Here is a 22,069-nt window from a genome sequence, read left to right on the forward strand (position 1 = left end):
ATCTCTGCTGTCGTCCCGGCGAAGGCCGGGACCCATACGCCGCAGCAATCGTTTTGCGAAGACTCGGAGTTGCCAGCCTCGTCCCAAACCACTCCCTGTGGTTATGGGTCCCGGGCTCGCGCTACGCGCGCCCCGGGACGACAGCTGTGATTGGAGCGGGCTGCTTGCCCGTCGCTTACGTCGGTGACACCGCGCCCTTCAGCCCGGCCTCCCGCGGCGCCGCGCCACGGGTCAGGCGGGCCTTCTCCGTGTTCGGCCAGAGCAGCAGCAGGCCGATGACGCCGGAGCCGACCATCACCACTGCGTTGATGGTGAAGCCGGTCATGTAGCCGTTCAGCATGCTGCCGGCGCGCTGGATCACGGTGCCCATCACCATCGGTGCGATGATGCCGGAGAGCGTGTAGAGCGCCCCGTAGATCGCGATGATGGCGCCGCGCTGCGAGGCCGGGGTGAATTCGCCGAGCATCGGCGGGCAGACCACATAGATCGCGCCGCACAGGCCCGAGCCGACGACGAGCAGCGCGATTTGAAGGCCCGAGCCCTGAACGTGCGGCATCGTCGCCAGGATCAGGCCGCCGATGATCAGCGGCACCGAGCCGAGCACACCGCGCGAGATGCGCGTGGAGTAGCCGCGCGCCATCATGACCTGCGAGATCCAGCCGGTCAGGATGACGATGGTGGCACCGAACACCCAGGGCAGGATCGAGATGTAGCCGGCCTGCTCCTGCGAGAAGCCGAGACCGGTGATGATGAACGCGGTGAACCAGGTCAGCCCGAGCGACAGCGCCCAATAGGCGCCGAAGGTCGCGATCACGCAGCCGAGGAAGGTGCGCGAGGTCAGTAGCTGGATGTAGGGAATTTTCGGCTCATTGGCAGCGAGCGCCTTCGTGTCCTCGAGCGGGCCTTCCTTGCCGAGCGCCAGCCAGGCACAGACCCAGATCAGGCCGACGACACCGAGCGCGCCGAAGGCGTAATGCCAGGAGTGATTGACGATGACCCAGTTCAGCGCCGGCACGGCGAGGATGACGCCGAAGGCCGAGCCCTGCGACAGGATCGCGGTCGGCAGCGTGCGCTTCTCATCCGGGAACCATTTGTAGATCGCGTGCGCGGCGACCGAAAAGGCCGGGCCTTCGCCGGCGCCAAGCACGATGCGGCAGATCAGCAGCGTGGTGAAGGAGACGGTGCCGACCATCGGAAACTGCGCCAGCGCCCAGATCACCGCCAGCGTCAGCAGCACCCAGCGCGTCGGCACCTTGTTGACGATGAAGCCGACCACGATCGCCGAGACCGAGAACAGGATGAAGAACGAGGAGCCGAGCATGCCAAATTGTGCAGGCTCGAGCTTCAGATCGGTCATGATCGGGACGCCGGCGAGGCCGACGACGATCTTGTCCGCGAAGTTCACCACCATGAAGAGAAAGAGGAGAAAAGTGACGGTCCAGGCGCCCTTCGGCGTTTCCTTAGTTACCCCTGCCGTCTTAGCCGCCGCGGACGGCATTCCCTGAGCGCTCATCATTCTCCCCGTATGTCTTTTTTCGGCACTTTTGATCCGGCCGTCTCGTGAGCTAACAACGGCTTGAACGGCAACGCAACCCCGGCATTTCCACAGTAAGTGTGCTACGCAGCATGGAGTTAATTCCGTCCGGCGCATTGATCTTGCTGAGCATCCGCAACCTCTCCAAAACCTTCTCATCGGCCGCAGAGCCGGTCCATGTGCTGCGCGGCGTCGATCTCGACCTCAAGGCCGGCGAGCGCGTCGCGCTGACCGGCGAGTCCGGCAGCGGCAAGAGCACGCTGCTGCACCTGATCGCCGGGCTGGATGCCGCCGATGGCGGCACGATCCGCCTGGAGGACACCGAGGTCACGAAGCTCTCCGATGCCGGCCGCGCCGAGCTGCGACGAGACCGGATCGGCCTGGTTTTTCAGCAGTTCAACCTGATCCCGAGCTTGTCGGTCGCCGACAATCTCGCCTTCCAGGCGCGGATCGCCGGCCGGCACGATGCGGCCTGGACCAGGGAGCTGACCGAACGGCTTGGGCTCGGCAGCCTGCTCAAGCGTTATCCAGAGCAATTATCAGGCGGACAGCAGCAGCGGGTCGCGATCGGCCGGGCGCTGGCGACGAAACCATCGCTGCTGCTCGCGGACGAGCCCACCGGCAATCTCGATGAAGCCACCGCCGACGACGTGCTGGCGCTGACGCGCGACCTCGTCGCGCGCACCGGCTGCGGCTTCCTGATGGTGACGCACAGCCTGCATCTGGCCGGCACGCTCGACCGTCACATCGTCCTCCATGCGGGACGAATCGCATGAGACGCGCGCTGTGGGTGCTCGCCGTACTGCTCAGCCATTGGCGGCGACACCGGATGCAGTTCGCAACGCTGCTGATCGGCCTGATCGCGGCGACAGCGCTGTGGAGCGGCGTCCAGGCGATCAACCAGCAGGCCCGCAGCGCCTATGACCGCGCGGCCGCGACGTTCGGCGGTGTCCGCACCGCGATGCTGGTGGCACCGAACGCGGCGACGTTTCCGCAAGAGCTGTTCGTCAAACTCCGCCGCGCGGGCTGGCCGGTCTCGCCGGTGCTGGAAGGCCGCGTTCAGATCAATGGACGCTCGGTGCGCCTGCTCGGCATCGAGCCGGTGACGCTGCCGGCCGACGTCGGCAACGCGCCGCGCCTCGGCGCGGCCGATCTCGGCAGCTTCGTTGCCGCGCCCGGCCAGACGCTGGTGGCGCAGGAGACGCTGGGCGATTTGCACGAGCAGGACGGCGCGACGCCCGCGATCAGCAGCGGCGCAAAGCTGCCGCCGCTGCATGTGCTGCCCCAGCTCGTGCCCGACGTGCTGGTGGTCGATATCGGCGTGGCGCAGCTTCTGCTGAACAAGCCGGATCAGGTCTCACGCCTCTTGATCGGCAAGGCGAAGGGCAAGCCCGCGCCGCTCGCAAGCATCATCGGCGACCAATTGCAGCTGATAGAGCCGACCGCGGAGACCGAGCTGGAGCGACTGACCGACAGTTTCCATCTCAACCTCACCGCCTTCGGCCTGCTGTCCTTCTTCGTCGGCCTCTTCATCGTCAATTCGGCCGTCGGCCTTGCCTTCGAGCAGCGGCTGCCGATGCTGCGGACCTTGCGCGCCTGCGGCGCCTCGGCGCGACTGGTCAACAGCGTGCTGGTGATCGAGCTGGTGGCACTGGCGCTGGTCGCCGGCCTGATCGGACTCGTCTGCGGCTATTTCATCGCGGCGGCGCTGTTGCCCGACGTGGCGGCGTCGCTGCGCGGGCTCTATGGCGCACAAATCCCCGGGCAGCTCACGCTCCGGCCTGAATGGTGGCTTGCCGGCATCGGCATCAGTGTGGCCGGCGCGATCGTGGCGGCCGCAACCAGCCTGATCAAGGCGATCAGGATGCCGGTGCTGGCGACCGCGCAGCCGCATGCCTGGCAGCAGCGACAGCGCCGCTGGCTGATCCTGCAAAGCGTCGCCGCCTGTGCCGTATTCGCGGTCGCACTGCTGCTGCTCCAATACGGGCAATCGCTGATCGCGGGCTTCGGCCTGCTGGCGGCGCTGATGCTTGGCGCGGCGCTGATCCTGCCTGCCTTCCTCGAGATCCTGCTGCTCGCAGGCCAGCGGTTTGCGCGCGGGCCGTTGGCGCTGTGGTTCTGGGCGGACAGCCGGCAACAGCTGTCGGGATTGTCGCTGGCGCTGATGGCGTTGCTGCTCGCGTTGGCCGTGAATGTCGGTGTGTCTACCATGGTGGAAACGTTCAGCCGCACCTTCGTCGGCTGGCTCGATGGACGGCTCGCCGCCGACGTCTACATCAGCGCCGCCGACAATGCGCAAGGCGCAGCGATCCGCAACTGGCTGAAGGACCGCAGCGAGGTTTTGGCGATCCTGTCGGGCGGGCGCGCGGAGACGCTGGTCGCGGGCCAGCCGGTGGAATTGCTCGGCCTGACCGATCACGCGCTCTATCGCGAGCGCTGGCCGCTGCTGGAGACCGCGCCGCGCGCCTGGACGCGGCTCGTGCCGGGCAATGCCGCCTTCATCAGCGAGCAGCTCAGCCGCCGTCTCAACGTCCGCGTCGGCGATGTCATCGAGGTGCCGGCGCCGGGCGGGACCTGGGAGCTCGACATCGTCGGCATCTATGCCGATTACGGCAACCCCAAGGGACAGCTCGCGGTGAACGTCGCGGCGCTGATCCGGCAGTTTCCGCAAACGCCGCAAACGCGGATCGGGCTGATCGTCCCGCGCGACAAGATTCCCGGATTGATCGCGGCACTGCAGAAGCAGTTCGCGCTCGACGACCGCACCGTGGCCGACCAGGCGACGGTGAAGGCGGAATCGATCCGGATCTTCAACCGCACTTTTGCGGTGACGTCGGCGCTGAATGCCTTCACGCTCGGCGTCGCCGGCATCGCGCTGTTGACCAGCCTGCTGACGCTGGCGAACTCGCGCCTGCCGCAGCTTGCCCCGCTCTGGGCGATCGGCATCACGCGGCCGCGCCTTGCCGCGGTCGAGCTGACCAAGACGCTGTCGGTGGCGCTGTTCACCTCGCTGCTCGCCGTGCCGCTCGGCCTGCTGGTGGCGTGGTGCCTGATCGCGATCGTGAACGTCAAGGCGTTCGGGTGGCGGCTGCCGTTCCATGTCTTCCCGCTGCAACTGGTCGAACTGGTCGCCGTCGCGCTGATCGCCTCGCTGCTCGCGGCGCTGCTGCCGGTGCTACGCCTGGCGCGGATGCAGCCGGCAAGCCTCGTCAAGGTGTTTGCCAATGAGCGCTGACAAACTTTCGCGGCGCGCCTTTGCCGGCGGCATCGCCGCGCTCGCCCTCGCGCGTCGCGCACATGCGCAAGGCTATGCCGGGCTCGGCGAGACCGCCGACGGCTTTGCGAAGGTCACGCCCGGAAAGGCGTTCGCCTTCCCCGGAGATCACGGGCCACACCCGTCATTTCGTATCGAGTGGTGGTATCTCACGGCGAACCTCGTCGACAGCAGTGGCGCGGCTTGCGGGCTACAATGGACGCTGTTTCGCCAGGCGGCAAAGCCGGGACCGCAAGCCGAGGGCTGGGCCAATCAGCAGATTTGGATGGCGCATGCCGCGGTGACGCGTGCCGACACCCACCGCTTCAACGAGCTGTTTTCCCGCGGCGGCATCGGGCAGGCCAACGTCGAAGCAAAACCGTTCGCGGCGTGGATCGACGATTGGGAGATGAAGGGTTCTGAGCGCACCGACGATCGTACCCTGGCGCCGATAACGCTGAAGGCATCCGGCACCGATTTCAGCTACGCGCTCACGCTTGAATCGGATCGCCCCGTCGTCTTGCAAGGCGACGGCGGCTACAGCCGCAAGTCGGAACGCGGGCAAGCGTCCTATTATTACAGCCAGCCGTTCTACCGCGCGCGCGGCACGCTCACCATCGACGACAAGCCGGTCGATGTATCCGGCCAGGCCTGGATGGATCGGGAATGGAGCAGCCAGCCGCTCGACACCGACCAGACCGGTTGGGACTGGCTGTCGCTGCACCTCGCCTCCGGCGACAAGCTGATGCTGTATCGGCTGCGCCAGAAGGACGGCAAGGATTATCCGTTCGGCAACTGGATCAGCGCCTCAGGCGAGACGCAGATGATTGCGGGCAGCGACATCCAGATGGTTCCGAAAGTCACGGCCGAAGTTGCCGGACGCAAGCTGCCGGTGGAATGGCAGATCGCGATCCCGTCACGGTCCTTCTCGATTGCCTGCAAGCCGCTCAATCCGCGGGCGTGGATGGGGACCGGCTTTTCCTACTGGGAAGGACCGATCAGCTTCGCCGGCACGCATGACGGCGTTGGCTATCTCGAGCTGACCGGCTATTGAGCTGCATCTGACTGCCGGAGGCTTCGATGTATCATCTCACCGCCCTCGTCACGCTGCTGGCGATTGCATTCTATCTCTTCGTCACCATCAACGTCTCGCGAGCGCGTTCGAGGACGGGCATCAAGGTGCCGGCGACATCGGGCCATCCGGATTTCGAGCGCGCCTTTCGCATCCAGGCCAACACGCTGGAATGGATGCCAATTGTCCTGCCGTCGCTCTGGCTGTCCGCGGTCTATATCGGCGATACCGTCGCAGCCGCGCTCGGCGCGGTCTGGATCATCGGCCGCGTCGTATACTTCATCGGATATTCGAAGGCGGCAGCGAAGCGCGGCCCGGGGTTTCTGATCCAGGCGCTCGCGGCGCTTGCGCTGTGGGTGGGGGCGCTGGGCGCGGTGGTGTTGCGACTGGTGTGAGGCAGACGGTCTCTACGGATTCCGCCGTCGTCCCGGACAAGCGTAGCGAAGCGGAGCGCCGATCCGGGACCCATACCCACAGGGAGATATTTGGCGAAGACTCGGAGTTACCAGCTCGCGCCACACTCCTCCCTGGGGTTATGGGTCCCGGCGTGCGCCGGGACGACAGCAAGGGTGTGGCGCTAGCGTTGGCTTATCGCCTCACTTCGTCAGCGGGCAGCCGCTTTCCTTGGCGGTGAAGAACGCCTTGTCGCCGGGGACCGTCGCGATCTCCTTGTAATAGTCCCACGGCTTCTTCGATTCCGAGGGCTTCTTCACCTCGAACAAATACATGTCGTGGACCATGCGGCCATTCTCGAGCACCTTGCCCTTGGCGAAGGCATCGTCGACCGGCAGCTCCTTCAGCTTCTTGGCGACGGCTTCGGTGTCCTTGGTGCCGGCGGCCTTCACCGCCTTCAGATAGCTCAACGTCGCCGAATAGGTGCCGGCGTGGATCATGCTCGGCATCCGCCCGGTGCGCTTGAAGAAGCGCTCGGAGAACGCGCGCGTGGTGTCGTCATGATCCCAGTAGAAACCTTCGGTCAGCACCAGGCCTTGCGCCGCCTGCAAGCCTAGACCATGCACCTCGGCGAGCGTCATCAGGAGCCCTGCGAGCTTCTGGCCGCCCTGCACGATGCCGAATTCGGCCGCCTGCTTGATCGAGTTGGTGGTGTCCTGGCCGGCATTGGCGAGACCGACGATCTTCGCCTTTGAGCTCTGCGCCTGGAGCAGGAAGGAGGAGAAGTCCGACGAGTTGAGCGGCACGCGGACCGAGCCCAGCACCTTGCCGCCATTGGCGGTGACGATCTCGCTGGTGTCCTTTTCCAGCGCGTAGCCGAACGCGTAGTCAGCCGTGAGGAAGAACCAGCTGTCGCCGCCGGCCTTGGTCAGCGCGCCGCCGGTCCCGACCGCGAGCGCGTGGGTGTCGAACGCCCAGTGGAAACCATAGGGCGAGCACGCAGACCCGGTGATGCTCGACGTGGCCGCGCCGACCACGATGTCGATCTTCTTCTTTTCCTTCGACAGGTCCTGCACGGCGAGCGCCACCGACGACGTCGTCAGTTCCGTGATCATGTCGACACCATCGGCGTCATACCAGCGCCGCGCGATCGACGTCGCCAGATCTGGCTTGTTCTGGTGATCGGCGGTGACCATCTCGACCTTCTGGCCGAGCACGTCGCCGCCAAAATCCTCGATCGCCATCTTGGCTGCCTCGACCGAATACTTGCCGCCGTAATCGGCGTAGACGCCGGACTGATCGTTCAGGATGCCGATCTTGACGCCTTGCGCGGAGGCCGGCGCGGCCAGCAACAGAGCCGACGTTGCGACAGCGGCCAAAAGTGCTGATTTCATCTGTTAACTCCCAGCAGTGTTCTGTTTTGAAATCGCGCGGATACTAGTGAAGAACGGCGCGCGTGCCCATTGGTTTTGCGTAGGCCGTTAGTATGGGCGGCTGTGCGTCACACAACCGCTGTCGTCCCGGACAAGCGAAGCGCAGATCCGGGACCCATAGCCACAGGGAGATGTTTGGCGAAGACTCGTGGTTACCAGCCTCGCCCACAACTCCTCCCTGGGGTTATGGGTCCCGGCCCCCGTGCGCAATTGCGCACTAGGCCGGGACGACACTGGGGGCGTTGATGCACTTTCTGGCCCCGGAGGCAGCCTTAAGCCACCGCCCCCTCCGGCTTCCCCTCGTTCTTCCCCTCGGCCAGGTTCCGCACCACCACATAGAAGATCGGCGTGAACAGCAGTCCGAACAACGTGACGCCGATCATGCCGAAGAACACGGCGACGCCGACGGCCTGGCGCATCTCCGAGCCGGAGCCGGACGAGATCACCAGCGGCAGCACGCCGAGGATGAAGGCGAAGGACGTCATCAGGATCGGCCGCAGTCGCAACCGACAGGCTTCGATCACGGCCTCGAGCCGCGGCTTGCCTTCCTTTTCGATATCGCGTGCGAACTCGACGATCAGGATCGCGTTTTTCGCCGCCAATCCCACCAGAACGACGAAGCCGATCTGGGTCAGGATGTTGACGTCCTGGCCCATGATGCGCACGCCGATAGTGGCCGCGAGCAGACACATCGGCACGATCAGGATCACCGCGAACGGCAGCGTCCAGCTGCCGTATTGCGCGGCGAGCACGAGATAGACGAATAGCACGCAGATCGGGAACACGTAGAGACCGGCATTGCCGCCGGTGACCTGCTGATAGGACAGGTCCGTCCACTCGAACGTAAACCCGCTCGGCAGGATGTCGTCGGCGAGCTTCTTGATGGTGTTGAGCGCGGTGGTCGAACTCGTCCCCGGCGCCGGCTCACCCTGCAATTCGGACGCCGCGTAGAGATTGTAGCGCGCGACGCGGTCCGGTCCCGAAACATCCTTGAAGTCGACCACGCTGCCGAGCATCACCATGTCGCCGGAGGCATTTCGCGTGCGCAAGCGCGCGAGATCGGCGGGCTCTTTCCGGAACGGGAAATCAGCCTGCGCGGTGACGTGATAGGTACGGCCGAACAGGTTGAAGTCGTTGACATAGGTCGATCCGAAATAGGTCTGGATCGTGTCGTTGATGTTGGCGATGGGCACGCCGAGCTTCTGTGCCTTGGTGCGGTCGATGTCGACGAACAGCTGCGGCGTGTTGGCCGAGAACGGCGAGAACACCGTGGGGCCGAGCAGCAAGGGCGATTTGCGCGCAGCGGCGACGAGTTCGTCGGTCGCCGATGCCAGCAGCTCGGGCCCGCGGCCCTGGCGGTCCTGGATGCGGATGGTGAAGCCGCCGCCGGTGCCGATGCCGGGCACGGCCGGCGGCGGAATGACGATGATGAAGGCGCCCTGGATCGCGGAGAGACGCTTGCGCAGCTCGCCGGTGATCGCGTTCGCCGTCAGCCCCTTCTTCAGCCGCACCTCGGGTTCCTCGAACACCGGGAACAGTGCCGCCGCGTTGCCGGCCTGCGTGCGTGTCGCGCCGGAGAAGCCGGCGAAGGCGGCCACGCGGACGATGCCCGGCGTATCCAGCGAGATCCGCTCGATCTCGCGCACGATCTCGGTCGTGCGCGCCAGCGATGCCGCGCCTGGCAATTGCACCGAGATGATGACGTAGCCGCGGTCCTGTGCCGGGATGAAGCCCTGCGACGTGGTCGCGATCAGCCAGCCGGCGCTGCCGATCAGCACGACATAGATCAGGATCATCACCACCGCGTGTCGGATCACGAAATTGGCGAGGCCGGCATAGCCGTGCGCCAACCGGTCGAACAGACGGTTGAAGGCACCGGTGAAGGCGTTCCAGCCACGCGCGAGCAGATTCCAGGCGGCAGGTGGCCGCTTCTCCTCATGCGGGGTGAGGATCTGCGAGGCCAGCGCCGGCGACAGCGTCAGCGAGCAGAAGCAGGAGATCGCGGTCGCAACCGCGATGGTGACAGCGAATTGCTGGAAGAATTGCCCGGAGATACCGCCCAGGAACGCCGTCGGTACGAACACCGCACAGAGCACCAGCGCAATCGAGACCAGCGCACCGCCGACCTCCTCCATCGTCTTCAGCGCAGCGTCGCGCCGGCTCAAGCCGTGCTCGAGATGCCGTTCGACATTTTCGACCACGACGATGGCATCGTCGACGACGATGCCGACCGCGAGCACGAGCCCGAACAAAGTGAGATTGTTGATGGAGAAGCCGAGCGCCGCCATCACCGCGAAGGTGCCGACCAGCGAGACCGGGATCGCGATGATCGGAATGATCGCGGGACGCCAGCCCTGCAGGAACACCAGCACGACGATGACCACGAGCAGCATGGCTTCGTAGATGGTCTTGATCAGCTCGTGGACGGACTGTGCGATGAACTCGGTCGGATTGTAGCCGATGTTGTAGTCGAGCCCCTTCGGAAAGCTCGTCTTGAGCGTCGCCATCGTGTCGGAGATGTTCTTTGCCGTCGCCAGCGCATTCGATCCCGGCCGCTGCGTCACCAGCATGGCGACCGCGGATTTGCGCAGCAGGAAGCTGTTGGTCGAATAGGCGAGAGCACCGAGCTCGATACGGGCGACGTCGCGCAGCCGCACCGTGCGGCCGTCGGAGCCGGCCTTGATCAGGATGTCCTCGAACTGCTTCTGGTCCTTCAGGCGTCCGGTGAAAACCAGATTGGGTTGAAAGGCGCGGTCGGCGATCGGCGGCTCGGCGATCTGGCCGCCGGCGATCTGCACGTTCTGCGCACGGATCGCGGCCAGCACCTCGGTCGAGGTCAGGCCGAGATTGGCGATGCGGTCGGGATCGAGCCAGAGCCGCATCGAATAGTCGCGCGCGCCGAAGATCTGGATGTCGCCGACGCCGTCGATGCGCAACAGTTGGTCGCGGACCTGGAGCAGCGCGTAGTTGGAGATGTAGAGCTGGTCGAACGTGTCGTCAGGCGACAGCATGAACACGACCATCAAAATGTCGGGCGAGTTCTTGCGGGTGACGACGCCATTGCGCTGCACCTCGTCCGGCAGCTGCGGCTGCGCGATCGCGACGCGGTTTTGCACCAGCACCTGGGCCTTGTCGAGGTCGGTCCCCAGCTTGAAGGTGACGGTGATGGTGAGCTGGCCGTTCGAGGTCGCCTGGCTGTAGAGATACAGCATGTCCTCGACGCCGTTGATCTGCTGCTCGATCGGAGCGGCGACGGTGTCGGACACGGTCTGGGCCGAGGCGCCCGGATATTGCGTGGTGACGACGACGGTCGGCGGCACCACTTGCGGATATTCGGAGACCGGCAGCGTCGAATAGGCGAGCGCACCGACGATCAGGAGCACGATCGACAGCACCATCGCCAGAATGGGCTGGTTGATGGAGAGACGGCCAAGATTCATGACTTGCCACCAGCCGGCGCTTGAGCGGTCTTCGGGGCGACCTTGGCGCCGACGCGGGCGCGCTGGATGCCGTTGACGATGACGCGGTCCTCCGCCGTCAGCCCTTCGCGGATCACGCGCAGGCCGTCGTCGAGGGGACCGAGCACCACCGGCCGCGCTTCCACCGTGTCATCGGGCTTCACCACGAACACGATCTTGCGCGACTGGTCGGTCGCCACCGCGACATCGGGGATCAACAGCGCCTCGTAAGGCGCGCTGCCGATCAGGCGGACGCGGCCGAACTGGCCGGGCAGGATCGAAAGATCGGTGTTCTTGACCACGGCGCGGCTGCGCAGCGTGCCCGTGGAAACATCGAGCCGGTTGTCGAGGAAGTTGATGGCGCCGTCATGCGACGGCTTGGTCTCGCCGGCCAGCGTCACCTGCACCGGGTTCGCGGTATCGCGCGAGCTCGGACGCTTACCCTCGAACCACAGCTTGCTGTATTTGATGAAGGTCGTCTCATCCATGTCGAAATAGATGTAGATCGGGTCGAGCGAGACGATCGAGGTCAGCAGCGTCGAGGTGCCGGTGTCGCTGCCCTGCACGAGGTTGCCGGGGCTGACGAGATGGCGGCTGACACGGCCGGTGAGCGGCGCGGTCACATGCGTGAACTCGATGTTGAGCCGGGCGGCCTTCAACGCGCCTTCGGCCTGGGTCTCGGCAGCGTGCGCGGCCTGCAAGGCCTGGCGGCGCTGGTCGACGACCTGTTCGGACACCGCGCTGGTCTGCACCAGGTTCAGACCGCGATCGAGCTCGCGCTTGGCGAGCTCCACCTTGGCGCGGGCGTCGGAGAGCTGGCCGTCCGCCTGCTCGGCCACCGCCTCGAACGGGCGCGGGTCGATGACATAGAGCAGGTCGCCCTGATGCACGATCGCACCGTCCTGGAACTCGACGGAGTTGACGAAGCCGCCGACGCGGGGGCGCACCTGCACCTCCTCGACCGCCTCGAACCGGCCGGTGTACTCGTCCCAATCGGTGACGGTGCGCTTGACCGGCTGGGCGACAGTCACCGGCGGAGGCGGAGGTGCTGCCGCTTGCGAGCTCGGCTGCCCGCAACCGCTGAGCGCGAAGGCGGCGGCGAGAAGGCCGGCTATGGCGTAAGGCGCAAGATGGGGCCTGGGCTGAACGAAATCGTGCGTTTTGACAAATTGCTCGCTTCCGTCCGGTCCACTCATCCCAGGTCCTCGCATAAAAGCCGCGGAAAATGCAGGGTAGTCCTCCACCCGCGGGCGGCACAAGATGGGTCGCGATGATGAACTCTTCAAGACTACACCACGCGCAATGCTCAAGAGAATGCCCTGGCCTGATGGCGGGTTGACTCCGGGATAGCCGACCTCGCACGCAGACAGGTGTGCTTAAGGTTGGCGATGAACGTGCCGCATTCTCCACCCTCCCCTGGAGGGGGAGGGTCGGCTCACATTGAGCGCAGCGAAATGTGAGACGGGGTGGGGTGACGGTCTCTCCGCGTCCAACAGTGCCGGTGTGGAGAGATCACCCCACCCCGCTCGCGCTTCGCGCGATCGACCCTCCCCCTCCAGGGGAGGGTAAAGAGCCAGCGTCTTCGCACATGACGCGGGACGGCCGCTCGGCTAGATTACCCCTTACAAAAACAAGACGAATTGTCCGGGGAGGACAGGCGTGCATCAGGGACGTGTCGTTTACGGCGCGATCGAGGAGGTCGTATTCGGGCATCCGGCGACTGAGGCCATTGTCGCGCAGATGGACCGGCTGGGAACGCGCTGCGCCTTCCTGATGGTCTCGGGCACGCTGAACCGGGAGACCGACGAGATCACAAAAATCGTCCAGGCGCTGGGGCCGCGCTGCGCCGGGCTGTTCGATGCCATGCCGGCGCACACGCCGCGCGAGGCGGTGATCGCCGCGACCAATGCGGCACGCGAGGCCGGCGCCGACCTGATCGTCACCGTGGGTGGCGGCTCGATCACCGACGGCGCCAAGGCGGTACAGCTCTGTCTCGCCAACGGCATCGACGACATTGACGGCATCGACCGTGTCCGCGTCCACAAGGGCGTCGCACCGGAGATGACGGCACCGACCGTGCGCCAGATCAGCGTGCCGACCACGATCGCCGGCGGCGAGTTCTCGTCAATCGCGGGGGTCACCGACCGCAGCACCCATGTGAAGCAGATGCTGCGGCATCCGCTGACCGTGCCGCGCGCGACCATCCTCGATCCCGCCATCACCGTGCACACGCCCGAATGGCTGTTCCTCTCGACCGGCATTCGCGCCGTCGACCATTGCGTCGAGGCGATCTGCTCGCGCGAGACCCACCCTTACGCCGACGCGCAGTCGGTGAAGGGCCTCGCCATGCTCGCCGATGCGCTGCCGCGGGTGAAGGCCGACGCGAGCGATCTCGACGCGCGGATGGATGCGCAGATCGGCACCTGGCTGTCGATGGGCGCACTCGCCGCCGGCGTGCCGATGGGTGCGAGCCACGGCATCGGTTACGTGCTCGGTGCGGCCTTCGACGTGCCGCATGGCTACACCTCCTGCATCATGCTGCCGGCGGTGATGCGCTGGAACGCGAGCGCCAACGCCGAGCGCCAGATGATCGTCGCTGCCGCCATGGGCTTTCCCGGCCACAACGCCGCCGACGTGCTCGACGCCTTCATCCGTTCGCTCGGCATGCCCCGCAGCCTCGCCGACGTCCGCGTCTCGCCCGAACATTTCGATGCCATCGCCGAACAGGCGATGCGCACCAACTGGATCCCGCGCAATCCGCGCAAGATCGAGGCGCCTGCACAGGTGCGCGAAATCCTGCTTCTCGCCGCATGAGTTCAATCCCGGAGGACTGATGTACCCAGGTCTGCACGCCTGTCTGCGCCCGCTGCAACCCGCCTTCATCATGGCGACGACGGGCGAGGCCGTCACCTATCGCGAGCTCGATGCACGCAGCAACCGGCTGGCGCACCTGTTTCGCAAGCACGGCTTGAGGCGGCTCGATCACTACTCGATCTTCATGGAGAACAATTCCCGCTATCTCGAAGCCTGCGGCGCGGGCGAACGGTCCGGCCTCTACTACACCTGCATCAACTCCTTCCTGACGCCCGGTGAGCTGGCCTATCTCCTCGTCAACAGCCAATCGAAGATCCTGATCACGTCAGTGGCGAAGCTGGACGTCGCGCGCGAAGCGATCCAGGCCTGCCCTGATATCAAGCTCTGCATCGTTGCCGACGGCCCCGGCGAGAGCGACCGCATCGTCGGGCTCGCGGATGTCACCGCCGATCTGCCGAAGACGCCGGTCGCGGATGAATGGCTCGGCACCGCCATGCTCTATTCGTCCGGCACGACCGGACGGCCGAAGGGCATCATTCGGCCGCTGCCGGAAGAACCGCCGAAGCACAATCTGCCGCTGTTCGATTTCCTGCACAAGCTCTGGCATTACCGCGAGGGCATGATCTATCTGTCGCCGGCGCCGCTCTATCACTCGGCGCCGCAGGCCGCCGTGAACCTCACCATCCGCCAGGGCGGCACCGTCGTCATCATGGAGACGTTCGATCCCGAACGTTACCTCCAACTCGTCGAGCAGTGGGGCATCACCCACAGCCAGCTGGTGCCGACGATGTTTTCGCGCATGCTGAAGCTGCCGGAGGAGGTGCGCAATCGCTACAATCTGTCCTCGCTCGAGATCGCGATCCATGCGGCCGCGCCCTGCCCGGCGCTGGTCAAGGACGACATCATCAAATGGTGGGGGCCGATCATTCACGAATATTACGGCGCCACCGAAGGCCTCGGCTTTACCGCCTGCAACAGCGAGGAATGGCTGAGCCACCGCGGCACCGTCGGCAAGGTGCTGCTCGGCGACCTCCACATCCTAGACGAGGACATGCGGCCGTGCCCGACCGGAACGCCCGGCCAGGTCTGGTTCAAGACGGGATCGCCCTTCGAATATTTCAACGATCCCGAAAAGACCAAGGAGGCGCGCTCGGCTGATGGCAGCATGAGCACCGTCGGCGACGTCGGCTATGTCGACGACGACCGCTTCCTCTATCTCACCGACCGCGCCACCTTCATGATCATCTCCGGTGGAGTGAACATCTATCCGCAGGAATGCGAGAATTTGCTGATCACCCATCCGAAGGTCGCCGATGCCGCCGTGTTCGGCGTGCCCAATGCCGATCTCGGCGAGGAGGTGAAGGCCGTGGTGCAGCCGATACCGGGCGTGCGGCCCGACGAAGCGCTCGCGGAGGAGCTGATTGCCTTCTGCGGGGCGTCACTGTCGCGGCAGAAAGTGCCGCGTTCGGTCGATTTCGAGAAGGAGTTGCCGCGGCTGCCGACGGGAAAACTGTACAAGCGGCTGCTAAGGGACCGCTACTGGGGCAACAAGACGTCGAGGATCGTGTGAGAAGCTTGGGCAGTCTCGCGCCTCACTCTCGGTGTCGTCCCGGCCTAGTGCGCAATTGCGCACGGGGGGCCGGTGTTTGTTCGTGCAGTGCTGCACAACATCACGACGGAACCGCCCTTCGCACCTGCACTCTCACATTGTGAGATTATGAAACTCCTGCGGCGTTAAGTCATCCGAATTGCCAAGCCCGCTGAGCAGCTTCGCCCGTTGCCTCCCTCCGCGCGCGTCGGCTATCGTCCGCTCAAACAGGCCGTCAACGGCTGATGTCCAGGGAGGACCGAGGATGCGGAGCGTGTGGGCGCTCGCCGCGACGGCGGCGCTATCTTTGCTGGCGTTTTCGACCAATGCCTTCGCCGGCGAGCCCAAACAGGGCGGAATCCTGCGGATGTATCACCGCGACAGCCCCGGCAACGCCTCGATCCATGAAGGCGCGACCTACTCGCTCAATGTTCCCTTCATGCCGGTCTTCAACAATCTCGTCATCTACAAGCAGGACGAGCCCCAGAACACGATGAACAACATCGTGCCGGAACTCGCGGAGAGCTGGGCCTGGGTCAACGACAACAAGACGCTGACCTTCAAGCTGCGCCAGGGCGTCAAATGGCACGACGGCAAGCCGTTCACCTCGGCGGACGTCAAATGCACCTTCGACATGCTGATGGGCAAGTCGCAGCAGAAGTTCCGGCAGAACCCGCGCAAGAGCTGGTACGACCAGGTCAACGATGTCTCGACCAATGGCGACTTCGAGGTCTCCTTCAATTTGAAGCGCCCGCAGCCGTCGCTGCTGGCGCTGCTCGCCTCCGGCTATACGCCGGTCTATCCCTGCCACGTCTCGCCCGGCGACATGCGCACGCATCCGATCGGCACGGGCCCGTTCAAGTTCGTCGAGTTCAAGGCCAATGAATCGATCAAGCTGACGCGCAACACCGACTATTGGCGCAAGGGCCGGCCCTATCTCGACGGCATCGAGTTCACCATCATCCCGAACCGCTCGACCGCGATCCTCGCCTTCGTCGCCGGCAAGTTCGACATGACCTTCCCGACCGAGGTGAGCATTCCGCTGCTGAAAGACGTGAAGTCGCAGGCGCCGAACGCGATCTGCGAGGTCGAGCCGAACAACGTCGCGACCAACATCATCGTCAATTCATCGGCGCCGCCGTTCGACAACATCGACATCCGCAAGGCCATGGCGCTGTCGCTGGACCGCAAGGCGTTCATCTCGATCATGTTCGAGGGCCAGGGCGATGTCGGCGGCACCATGCTGCCGCCACCGAACGGTCTATGGGGCATGCCGAAGGAGATGCTGGAGACCATTCCGGGGTACGGTCCCGACATCAACGCCAACCGCGAGGAAGCCCGGAAGCTGATGCAGAAAGCCGGCTACGGGCCGGACAAGCACCTCGCCGTCAAGGTCTCGACCCGCAACATTCCGGTCTACCGCGATCCGGCGGTGATCCTGATCGACCAGCTCAAGAGCATCTATATCGACGGCGAGCTCGACGTGGTCGAGACCGCGAACTGGTTCCCGAAGATCGCGCGCAAGGACTACATGCTCGGCCTCAACCTGACCGGCAACGCCGTCGACGATCCCGACCAGTCGTTCTACGAGAACTATTCCTGCGGCTCCGAGCGCAACTACACCAATTACTGCAACAAGGAGATCGAAAAGCTGTTCGACGTGCAGTCGCAGGAGACCGATATCGCCAAGCGCAAGAAGCTGGTGTGGGACATCGACAAGAAGTTGCAGGAGGACGTCGCCCGCCCGATCATCTTCCACGCGCGCACCGGCACCTGCTGGCAGCCCTATGTGAAGGGCGTGACTGTGATGACCAACAGCTCCTATAATGGGTACCGGTACGAAGATCTTTGGATGGACAAGTAGCGCGGCGAACGGGCGAGACAGCTCGGCGGGAGGGCGCGAATGTTTGCCTATCTGGTACGGCGCCTGTTCCTGATGCTCGTGACCCTGTTCGGGATCTCGGTCGTCATCTTCTTCCTGTTGCGCATCGTGCCCGGCAACATCGTCGACATCCTGTTCGCGGCGGCCGGTTATGTCGATCCCGCCGACAAGGCCAATCTGGAGAAGGAGCTCGGCATCGACCAGCCGCTGGTCGTGCAATACTGGCACTGGATCAGCGGTTTTCTGCGCGGCGACTTCGGCTACTCCTATGTGTCGGAGAAGCCGGCGCTGCAGGAGATTTTGCCGCGGATCCCGATCACCGCGCGGCTTGCCGGCCTCGCGCTGCTGTTCTCGGCTTCGATCGGCATTCCGCTCGGCGTCATCAGCGCGGTCAAGCAGGGGACACGCCTCGATTACGCGCTGCGTGTTGTGAGCCTGAGCGGCTTGTCGTTGCCCTCATTCTGGCTCGGCCTGCTGATCCTCACCGCCGCCGTGGCGATGTTCGGCCAGATCCCGATCTTCAATCCCAACCCCGCGACGTGGCTCGAGGCGTTCGCGACCTATGCCGTGCCGGCCGCTGCGGTCGGCTTCCGCAGCGCCGCGCTGACCATGCGCATCACGCGTTCCTCGATGCTGGAAGTGCTGCGGCAGGATTATATCCGCACCGCGCGCGCCAAGGGCGCATCTGACGCCGCCGTGAATTATCACCACGCGCTGAAGAACGCGATTTTGCCCGTGATCACCGTGATCGGCATCGAGGCGGCGTTCCTGATCGGCGGCCTGATCGTCACGGAGACCGTGTTCAATATCCCGGGCGTCGCCCGCTTCCTGGTCGAGGCGATCCGCTGGCGGGATTATCCGATCGTGCAGAACCTCGTGATGCTGATTGCCGTCGTGGTGGTCACCGCGAACTTCATCGTCGACATGCTCTACGCCGTGTTCGATCCACGCATCAGATACACGGATTAGGAGATCAGCTTGGCCGCGATCGACTTCGACGTCGAACTGAGGCGGGCCGGCGCCCATGCGACCGGCGGCTGGCGGCGTGTGCTGTTCCTGGCGCAGCGGCACGTGCTGGGCGCGGCCGGGCTCGTGATCATGACGCTGTTCGTGCTGACGGCGATCTTCGCCGACTTCATCGCACGCTATGACCCGCTGAGCGTCGATTCCGCCCACGCGCTGATGCGGCCGAGCCTCGCGCACTGGATGGGCACGGATTCCTTCGGCCGCGACGTGTTCAGCCGCATCATCCACGGCGCGCGGATTTCGCTCGCGGTCGGAATCGGCTCGACCGCGCTCGGCGGCACGATCGGCGTGATCGTCGGCCTCACCTCCGGCTATCTCTCCGGCTGGGTCGACCTCGTGTTCCAGCGCGTTTCCGACATCCTGCAGGCGCTGCCGCTGCTGGTGCTGGCCCTGATCATGACGGCGGCACTCGGCCCATCGCTGCCGAACGTCATCCTCGCCATTGCCATTCCCCTGATCCCGACCGTCTCGCGCGTCACCCGCGCCAACACGCTGGCGCTGCGCGAGCAGCCGTTCGTGGAAGCGGCGAAATCGATCGGCATGAGCGAAGTGCGTATCGCGCTGCGTCACGTGCTGCCGAACACGCTGGCGCCGCTGATCGTGCTGGCGACCGCCCAGCTCGGCTCGACCATCCTCACCGAAGCCTCGCTCTCCTTCCTCGGCCTCGGCATTCCCGAACCTTATCCGTCATGGGGCCGCATGCTCTCCGAGTCCGCCGCCGAATATGTCCGCACCGCGCCGTGGCTGGTGATCTTCCCGGGTATCGCGATCAGCCTCGCCGTGTTCGGCGCAAACCTGTTCGGTGACGCCTTGCGCGACATCCTCGATCCCCGGCAGCGCGGCTGATGGCTGACACCTCCGATCTCGTGCTCGACGTGAAGAACCTGAAGACGGTGTTCTTCACCAATTCCGGCCTGTTCAGGGCTGTCGACGATGTGTCGTTCACCGTGAGTCGCGGCGAGACACTGGCGATCGTCGGCGAATCCGGCTGCGGCAAGAGCGTCACCGCGCTCTCCCTGATGCGGCTGGTGCCCGACCCGCCGGGTCGCATCGTCGGCGGCACCGTCACGCTCGAAGGCACCGATCTTTTGGCGCTGAGCGAAGCGGAGATGCGCAAGATCCGCGGCAATCGCATCTCCATGATCTTCCAGGAGCCGATGACCTCGCTCAATCCGGTCATGCGGATCGGCGACCAGATCGTCGAAGCAGTGCGGCTGCATCGGAACCTGCCGACCAAGGAGGCGCACAACATCGCCGTCGAGATGCTGCGGCTGGTGCGCATCCCCGAGCCGGCGCGGCGCGCGCGCGAATATCCGCACCAGCTCTCCGGCGGCATGCGCCAGCGTGCCATGATCGCGATGGCGCTGGCCTGCCGGCCGGCGCTGCTGATCGCGGACGAGCCGACCACCGCGCTCGACGTCACCATCCAGGCGCAGATCCTGGCGTTGATCCTCGATCTCCAGAAAGAGCTCGGCACCGGCCTCGTGCTGATCACGCATGACCTCGGCGTCGTTGCCCAAACCGCGCAGCGCGTGATCGTGATGTATGCGGGCCGGAAGGTCGAGGAGGCCAGTGTCGAGGCGCTGTTCGCCGCACCAAAACATCCGTACACGCGCGGGCTGATGGCTTCGATCCCGGCGGTGCCCGCGTCCGGCATCGCGGCGCAGGAGCGGCTGAACGAAATTCCCGGCACCGTGCCATCGCTGGTGCGACTGCCGAAGGGCTGCGCTTTCGCGCCGCGCTGCAAGCTCGCAGTGAAGCGCTGCGAAGCCGAATATCCGCCGCTGACCGATTGGGGCGGCGGCCATCTCGCCGCCTGCTGGCGCGCGGCCGAAGTGGCGGAGGTGGCATGACCGAGCGACTTCTCGAAGTCACCGACCTCAAGAAGCATTATCCGGTGCGCGCCGGGGTGCTGCGCCGACAGGTCGGCACCGTGCACTCGGTCGACGGCGTCTCGTTTTCGCTCGGCGCGGGCGAAACGCTGGGCCTCGTCGGCGAATCCGGCTGCGGCAAATCGACCGTGGCGCGCAGCGTGCTGCGGCTGGTCGAACCGACCTCGGGCCAGATCCGCCTGGACGGTGAGGACATCACGCATTTGTCCAAGACGGCGCTGCGCCGGCATCGCCGTTCGATGCAGATCGTATTTCAGGACCCGTTCGCCTCGCTCAACCCGCGCATGACGGCGGGCGATATCGTCGGCGAGCCGATCGCGGTCCACGGTCTCGCGACAGGCAAGGCACTCGAAGCGCGCGTCGCGAAGCTGTTCGAGCAGGTGGGCCTCCGGCCCGACCAGATGCGCAATTTCCCGCATCAATTTTCGGGCGGACAGCGGCAGCGCATCTGCATCGCACGGGCGCTGGCGCTGGAGCCGCGCCTGATCGTCTGCGACGAGCCCGTGTCCGCGCTCGACGTCTCGATCCAGGCGCAAGTGATCAACCTGCTGATCGATTTGCAGAAGCAGCACGGCTTCTCCTATCTCTTCATCGCGCACGACCTCGCCGTGGTCGCGCATATCAGCCACCGCGTGGCCGTGATGTATCTCGGCCGCATCGTCGAGATTGCCGACAAGGACGAACTGTTCCGCAACCCGCGCCATCCCTACACGCAGGCCCTGCTCGCCTCGGTGCCGATCGCCAACCCGCTGGCAAAAAAGCTCGCCCCGCTGGTCGACGGCGACGTGCCGAGCCCGGTCAATCCCCCGCCCGGCTGCGCATTTCACACACGCTGTCGGTTTGCGGTGGCGCGGTGCAAGACGGAGCGGCCGGTGCTGATGGACGCAGGCGACGCGCATCAGGTGGCGTGCCTGCTCAACGAGGGGACGGGACGGAGTCCGTAGGCCGCAACGCACGGATCACCGGCCACGCCGCCAGCGCGGCAGCCAGATGCTTCAGCGTATGGCCCGAGACGAGGTGCCCTGTCGCTTCGAACACGGCCACGTCGCCAAGTTCAAAAAGCTTGGCCAGCACATAAAAGAAGATCACGCTGCCCAGCGGCACGCCAAGCGCCCCAGGCAGGGGCCGTGTCAGCGCCAGTGCCACGGCAAGCGCCATGCCGCCGAACTGCACGACCACCCATGGCGTAAGGTTGTCGTATGCCACCCAGGCCGCGAGCAGGCCCGCGACCGTCACCAGCACAACCACCGCCTGACCGGCGCGCACGCTGATGCGGTCGCCTGTCGCGATGCCCAGAAAGCCCGCGAACGCCACCGCCATGCCGAGACGATCGGCCACGAGCCGCTCCGGCGCGTCGGGATCCAGGTGATAGAAGCATGACCCCACGCAAGTGAGGATCAGTCCTATGAAGAACCAGCGTGCACCCACGGGCCCGTCACCGCGGGCGCGCAGCCGCACCAAACCCCAGATGGCCATCGCCAGGAAGAGAAGATTGCTGAGCACGTCGCCGGCGTTGGGAACACCGAGCCAAGTGCGGGTGTCGACGAAATGCGGTGTGTGCCATGCGGAGGCTGGCAACGCCGGCGCCAATAGCGCCGCCAGCGTCAGGACAATGAGCGCGCCGATCAGATACTTTTCGCGAGCCTGCAGGGGCGCGAACGTGAAACGGGGGGACACTGACAGGAGCATGGCGTCGATCTCCGGGCGTGTGTCATCAGCATACA

Annotated in this window: 16 protein-coding genes; 11 read left to right on the forward strand and 5 right to left on the reverse strand. The window is 65.2% G+C overall.

Annotation, left to right across the window (positions count from 1 at the left end; translation table 11 throughout):
• Nucleotides 1-175 precede the first annotated feature (175 nt).
• Nucleotides 176-1,513 (reverse strand): MFS transporter, encoded by a 1,338-nt coding sequence (locus NLM31_RS42155; RefSeq protein ID WP_254196017.1) that lies wholly within the window; start codon nucleotides 1,511-1,513, stop codon nucleotides 176-178.
• A gap of 143 nt (nucleotides 1,514-1,656) precedes the next feature.
• Between NLM31_RS42155 and NLM31_RS42160 the strand changes: the two genes are divergently transcribed.
• The 4 genes from NLM31_RS42160 to NLM31_RS42175 are packed head-to-tail and all read left to right on the forward strand — an operon-like array spanning nucleotide 1,657 to nucleotide 6,254.
• Complete coding sequence (locus NLM31_RS42160) at nucleotides 1,657-2,310, forward strand: ABC transporter ATP-binding protein (protein WP_254196018.1); 654 nt, start codon at nucleotides 1,657-1,659, stop codon at nucleotides 2,308-2,310.
• Nucleotides 2,307-4,769, forward strand: a complete 2,463-nt coding sequence (locus tag NLM31_RS42165; protein WP_254196019.1) for an ABC transporter permease — start codon at nucleotides 2,307-2,309, stop codon at nucleotides 4,767-4,769. Before NLM31_RS42160 ends, NLM31_RS42165 begins: the two co-directional genes overlap by 4 nt.
• Nucleotides 4,759-5,841: a lipocalin-like domain-containing protein gene (locus NLM31_RS42170; RefSeq protein ID WP_254196020.1), complete on the forward strand. Its 1,083-nt coding sequence runs from the start codon at nucleotides 4,759-4,761 to the stop codon at nucleotides 5,839-5,841. Before NLM31_RS42165 ends, NLM31_RS42170 begins: the two co-directional genes overlap by 11 nt.
• A 26-nt stretch (nucleotides 5,842-5,867) precedes the next feature.
• Nucleotides 5,868-6,254, forward strand: a complete 387-nt coding sequence (locus NLM31_RS42175; RefSeq protein WP_254135036.1) for an MAPEG family protein — start codon at nucleotides 5,868-5,870, stop codon at nucleotides 6,252-6,254.
• A 201-nt stretch (nucleotides 6,255-6,455) separates the two neighbouring features.
• Here NLM31_RS42175 and NLM31_RS42180 read toward each other — a convergent pair whose 3' ends face one another.
• The 3 genes from NLM31_RS42180 to NLM31_RS42190 form a co-directional block, all read right to left on the reverse strand.
• On the reverse strand, nucleotides 6,456-7,646 hold the full coding sequence (locus NLM31_RS42180) for an ABC transporter substrate-binding protein (protein ID WP_254196021.1): 1,191 nt from the start codon (nucleotides 7,644-7,646) through the stop codon (nucleotides 6,456-6,458).
• Nucleotides 7,647-7,957: 311 nt separating this feature from the next.
• Complete coding sequence (locus tag NLM31_RS42185; protein WP_254196022.1) at nucleotides 7,958-11,125, reverse strand: efflux RND transporter permease subunit; 3,168 nt, start codon at nucleotides 11,123-11,125, stop codon at nucleotides 7,958-7,960.
• A complete protein-coding gene (locus NLM31_RS42190) occupies nucleotides 11,122-12,339 on the reverse strand; it encodes an efflux RND transporter periplasmic adaptor subunit (RefSeq protein ID WP_254196023.1) in 1,218 nt (405 codons plus the stop codon). The genes NLM31_RS42185 and NLM31_RS42190 overlap by 4 nt, the downstream gene beginning before the upstream one ends.
• 463 nt (nucleotides 12,340-12,802) lie before the next feature.
• On the opposite strand from NLM31_RS42190, the gene NLM31_RS42195 reads away from it, so the two are divergent.
• The 7 genes from NLM31_RS42195 (at nucleotide 12,803) to NLM31_RS42225 (ending at nucleotide 21,289) form a co-directional block, all read left to right on the forward strand.
• Nucleotides 12,803-13,957 carry an iron-containing alcohol dehydrogenase gene (locus NLM31_RS42195; RefSeq protein ID WP_254196024.1) on the forward strand — a complete coding sequence of 385 codons (1,155 nt, stop codon included), beginning with the start codon at nucleotides 12,803-12,805 and terminating at the stop codon, nucleotides 13,955-13,957.
• Nucleotides 13,958-13,976: 19 nt separating this feature from the next.
• A complete protein-coding gene (locus NLM31_RS42200; protein ID WP_254196025.1) occupies nucleotides 13,977-15,527 on the forward strand; it encodes an AMP-binding protein in 1,551 nt (516 codons plus the stop codon).
• Between the two features lie 283 nt (nucleotides 15,528-15,810).
• Nucleotides 15,811-17,409, forward strand: coding sequence for an ABC transporter substrate-binding protein (locus tag NLM31_RS42205; RefSeq protein WP_254196026.1), 1,599 nt, complete (start codon nucleotides 15,811-15,813; stop codon nucleotides 17,407-17,409).
• Between the two features lie 39 nt (nucleotides 17,410-17,448).
• Nucleotides 17,449-18,396: an ABC transporter permease gene (locus tag NLM31_RS42210; RefSeq protein ID WP_254135043.1), complete on the forward strand. Its 948-nt coding sequence runs from the start codon at nucleotides 17,449-17,451 to the stop codon at nucleotides 18,394-18,396.
• A 9-nt stretch (nucleotides 18,397-18,405) separates the two neighbouring features.
• A complete protein-coding gene (locus tag NLM31_RS42215) occupies nucleotides 18,406-19,299 on the forward strand; it encodes an ABC transporter permease (protein WP_254135044.1) in 894 nt (297 codons plus the stop codon).
• Nucleotides 19,299-20,306, forward strand: a complete 1,008-nt coding sequence (locus NLM31_RS42220; RefSeq protein WP_254196027.1) for an ABC transporter ATP-binding protein — start codon at nucleotides 19,299-19,301, stop codon at nucleotides 20,304-20,306. The genes NLM31_RS42215 and NLM31_RS42220 overlap by 1 nt, the downstream gene beginning before the upstream one ends.
• Nucleotides 20,303-21,289 (forward strand): ABC transporter ATP-binding protein, encoded by a 987-nt coding sequence (locus NLM31_RS42225; RefSeq protein ID WP_254196028.1) that lies wholly within the window; start codon nucleotides 20,303-20,305, stop codon nucleotides 21,287-21,289. The genes NLM31_RS42220 and NLM31_RS42225 overlap by 4 nt, the downstream gene beginning before the upstream one ends.
• Here NLM31_RS42225 and NLM31_RS42230 read toward each other — a convergent pair.
• Nucleotides 21,261-22,034, reverse strand: coding sequence for a hypothetical protein (locus NLM31_RS42230; protein WP_254196029.1), 774 nt, complete (start codon nucleotides 22,032-22,034; stop codon nucleotides 21,261-21,263). The two genes, NLM31_RS42225 and NLM31_RS42230, sit on opposite strands and share 29 nt — an antisense overlap.
• Nucleotides 22,035-22,069 lie beyond the last annotated feature (35 nt).

The organism is Bradyrhizobium sp. CCGUVB4N, from assembly GCF_024199945.1.
Taxonomy (GTDB): Bacteria; Pseudomonadota; Alphaproteobacteria; order Rhizobiales; family Xanthobacteraceae; genus Bradyrhizobium.

What these genes read in the sequence shown, in the direction of transcription:
- NLM31_RS42155 (WP_254196017.1), bottom strand. Translation starts at nt 1,513, where the DNA reads ATGAGCGCTCAGGGAATGCCGTCCGCGGCGGCTAAGACGGCAGGGGTA.
- NLM31_RS42165 (WP_254196019.1), top strand. Translation starts at nt 2,307, where the DNA reads ATGAGACGCGCGCTGTGGGTGCTCGCCGTACTGCTCAGCCATTGGCGG.
- NLM31_RS42170 (WP_254196020.1), top strand. Translation starts at nt 4,759, where the DNA reads ATGAGCGCTGACAAACTTTCGCGGCGCGCCTTTGCCGGCGGCATCGCC.
- NLM31_RS42175 (WP_254135036.1), top strand. Translation starts at nt 5,868, where the DNA reads ATGTATCATCTCACCGCCCTCGTCACGCTGCTGGCGATTGCATTCTAT.
- NLM31_RS42180 (WP_254196021.1), bottom strand. Translation starts at nt 7,646, where the DNA reads ATGAAATCAGCACTTTTGGCCGCTGTCGCAACGTCGGCTCTGTTGCTG.
- NLM31_RS42185 (WP_254196022.1), bottom strand. Translation starts at nt 11,125, where the DNA reads ATGAATCTTGGCCGTCTCTCCATCAACCAGCCCATTCTGGCGATGGTG.
- NLM31_RS42190 (WP_254196023.1), bottom strand. Translation starts at nt 12,339, where the DNA reads ATGAGTGGACCGGACGGAAGCGAGCAATTTGTCAAAACGCACGATTTC.
- NLM31_RS42200 (WP_254196025.1), top strand. Translation starts at nt 13,977, where the DNA reads ATGTACCCAGGTCTGCACGCCTGTCTGCGCCCGCTGCAACCCGCCTTC.
- NLM31_RS42205 (WP_254196026.1), top strand. Translation starts at nt 15,811, where the DNA reads ATGCGGAGCGTGTGGGCGCTCGCCGCGACGGCGGCGCTATCTTTGCTG.
- NLM31_RS42210 (WP_254135043.1), top strand. Translation starts at nt 17,449, where the DNA reads ATGTTTGCCTATCTGGTACGGCGCCTGTTCCTGATGCTCGTGACCCTG.
- NLM31_RS42220 (WP_254196027.1), top strand. Translation starts at nt 19,299, where the DNA reads ATGGCTGACACCTCCGATCTCGTGCTCGACGTGAAGAACCTGAAGACG.
- NLM31_RS42225 (WP_254196028.1), top strand. Translation starts at nt 20,303, where the DNA reads ATGACCGAGCGACTTCTCGAAGTCACCGACCTCAAGAAGCATTATCCG.
- NLM31_RS42230 (WP_254196029.1), bottom strand. Translation starts at nt 22,034, where the DNA reads ATGCTCCTGTCAGTGTCCCCCCGTTTCACGTTCGCGCCCCTGCAGGCT.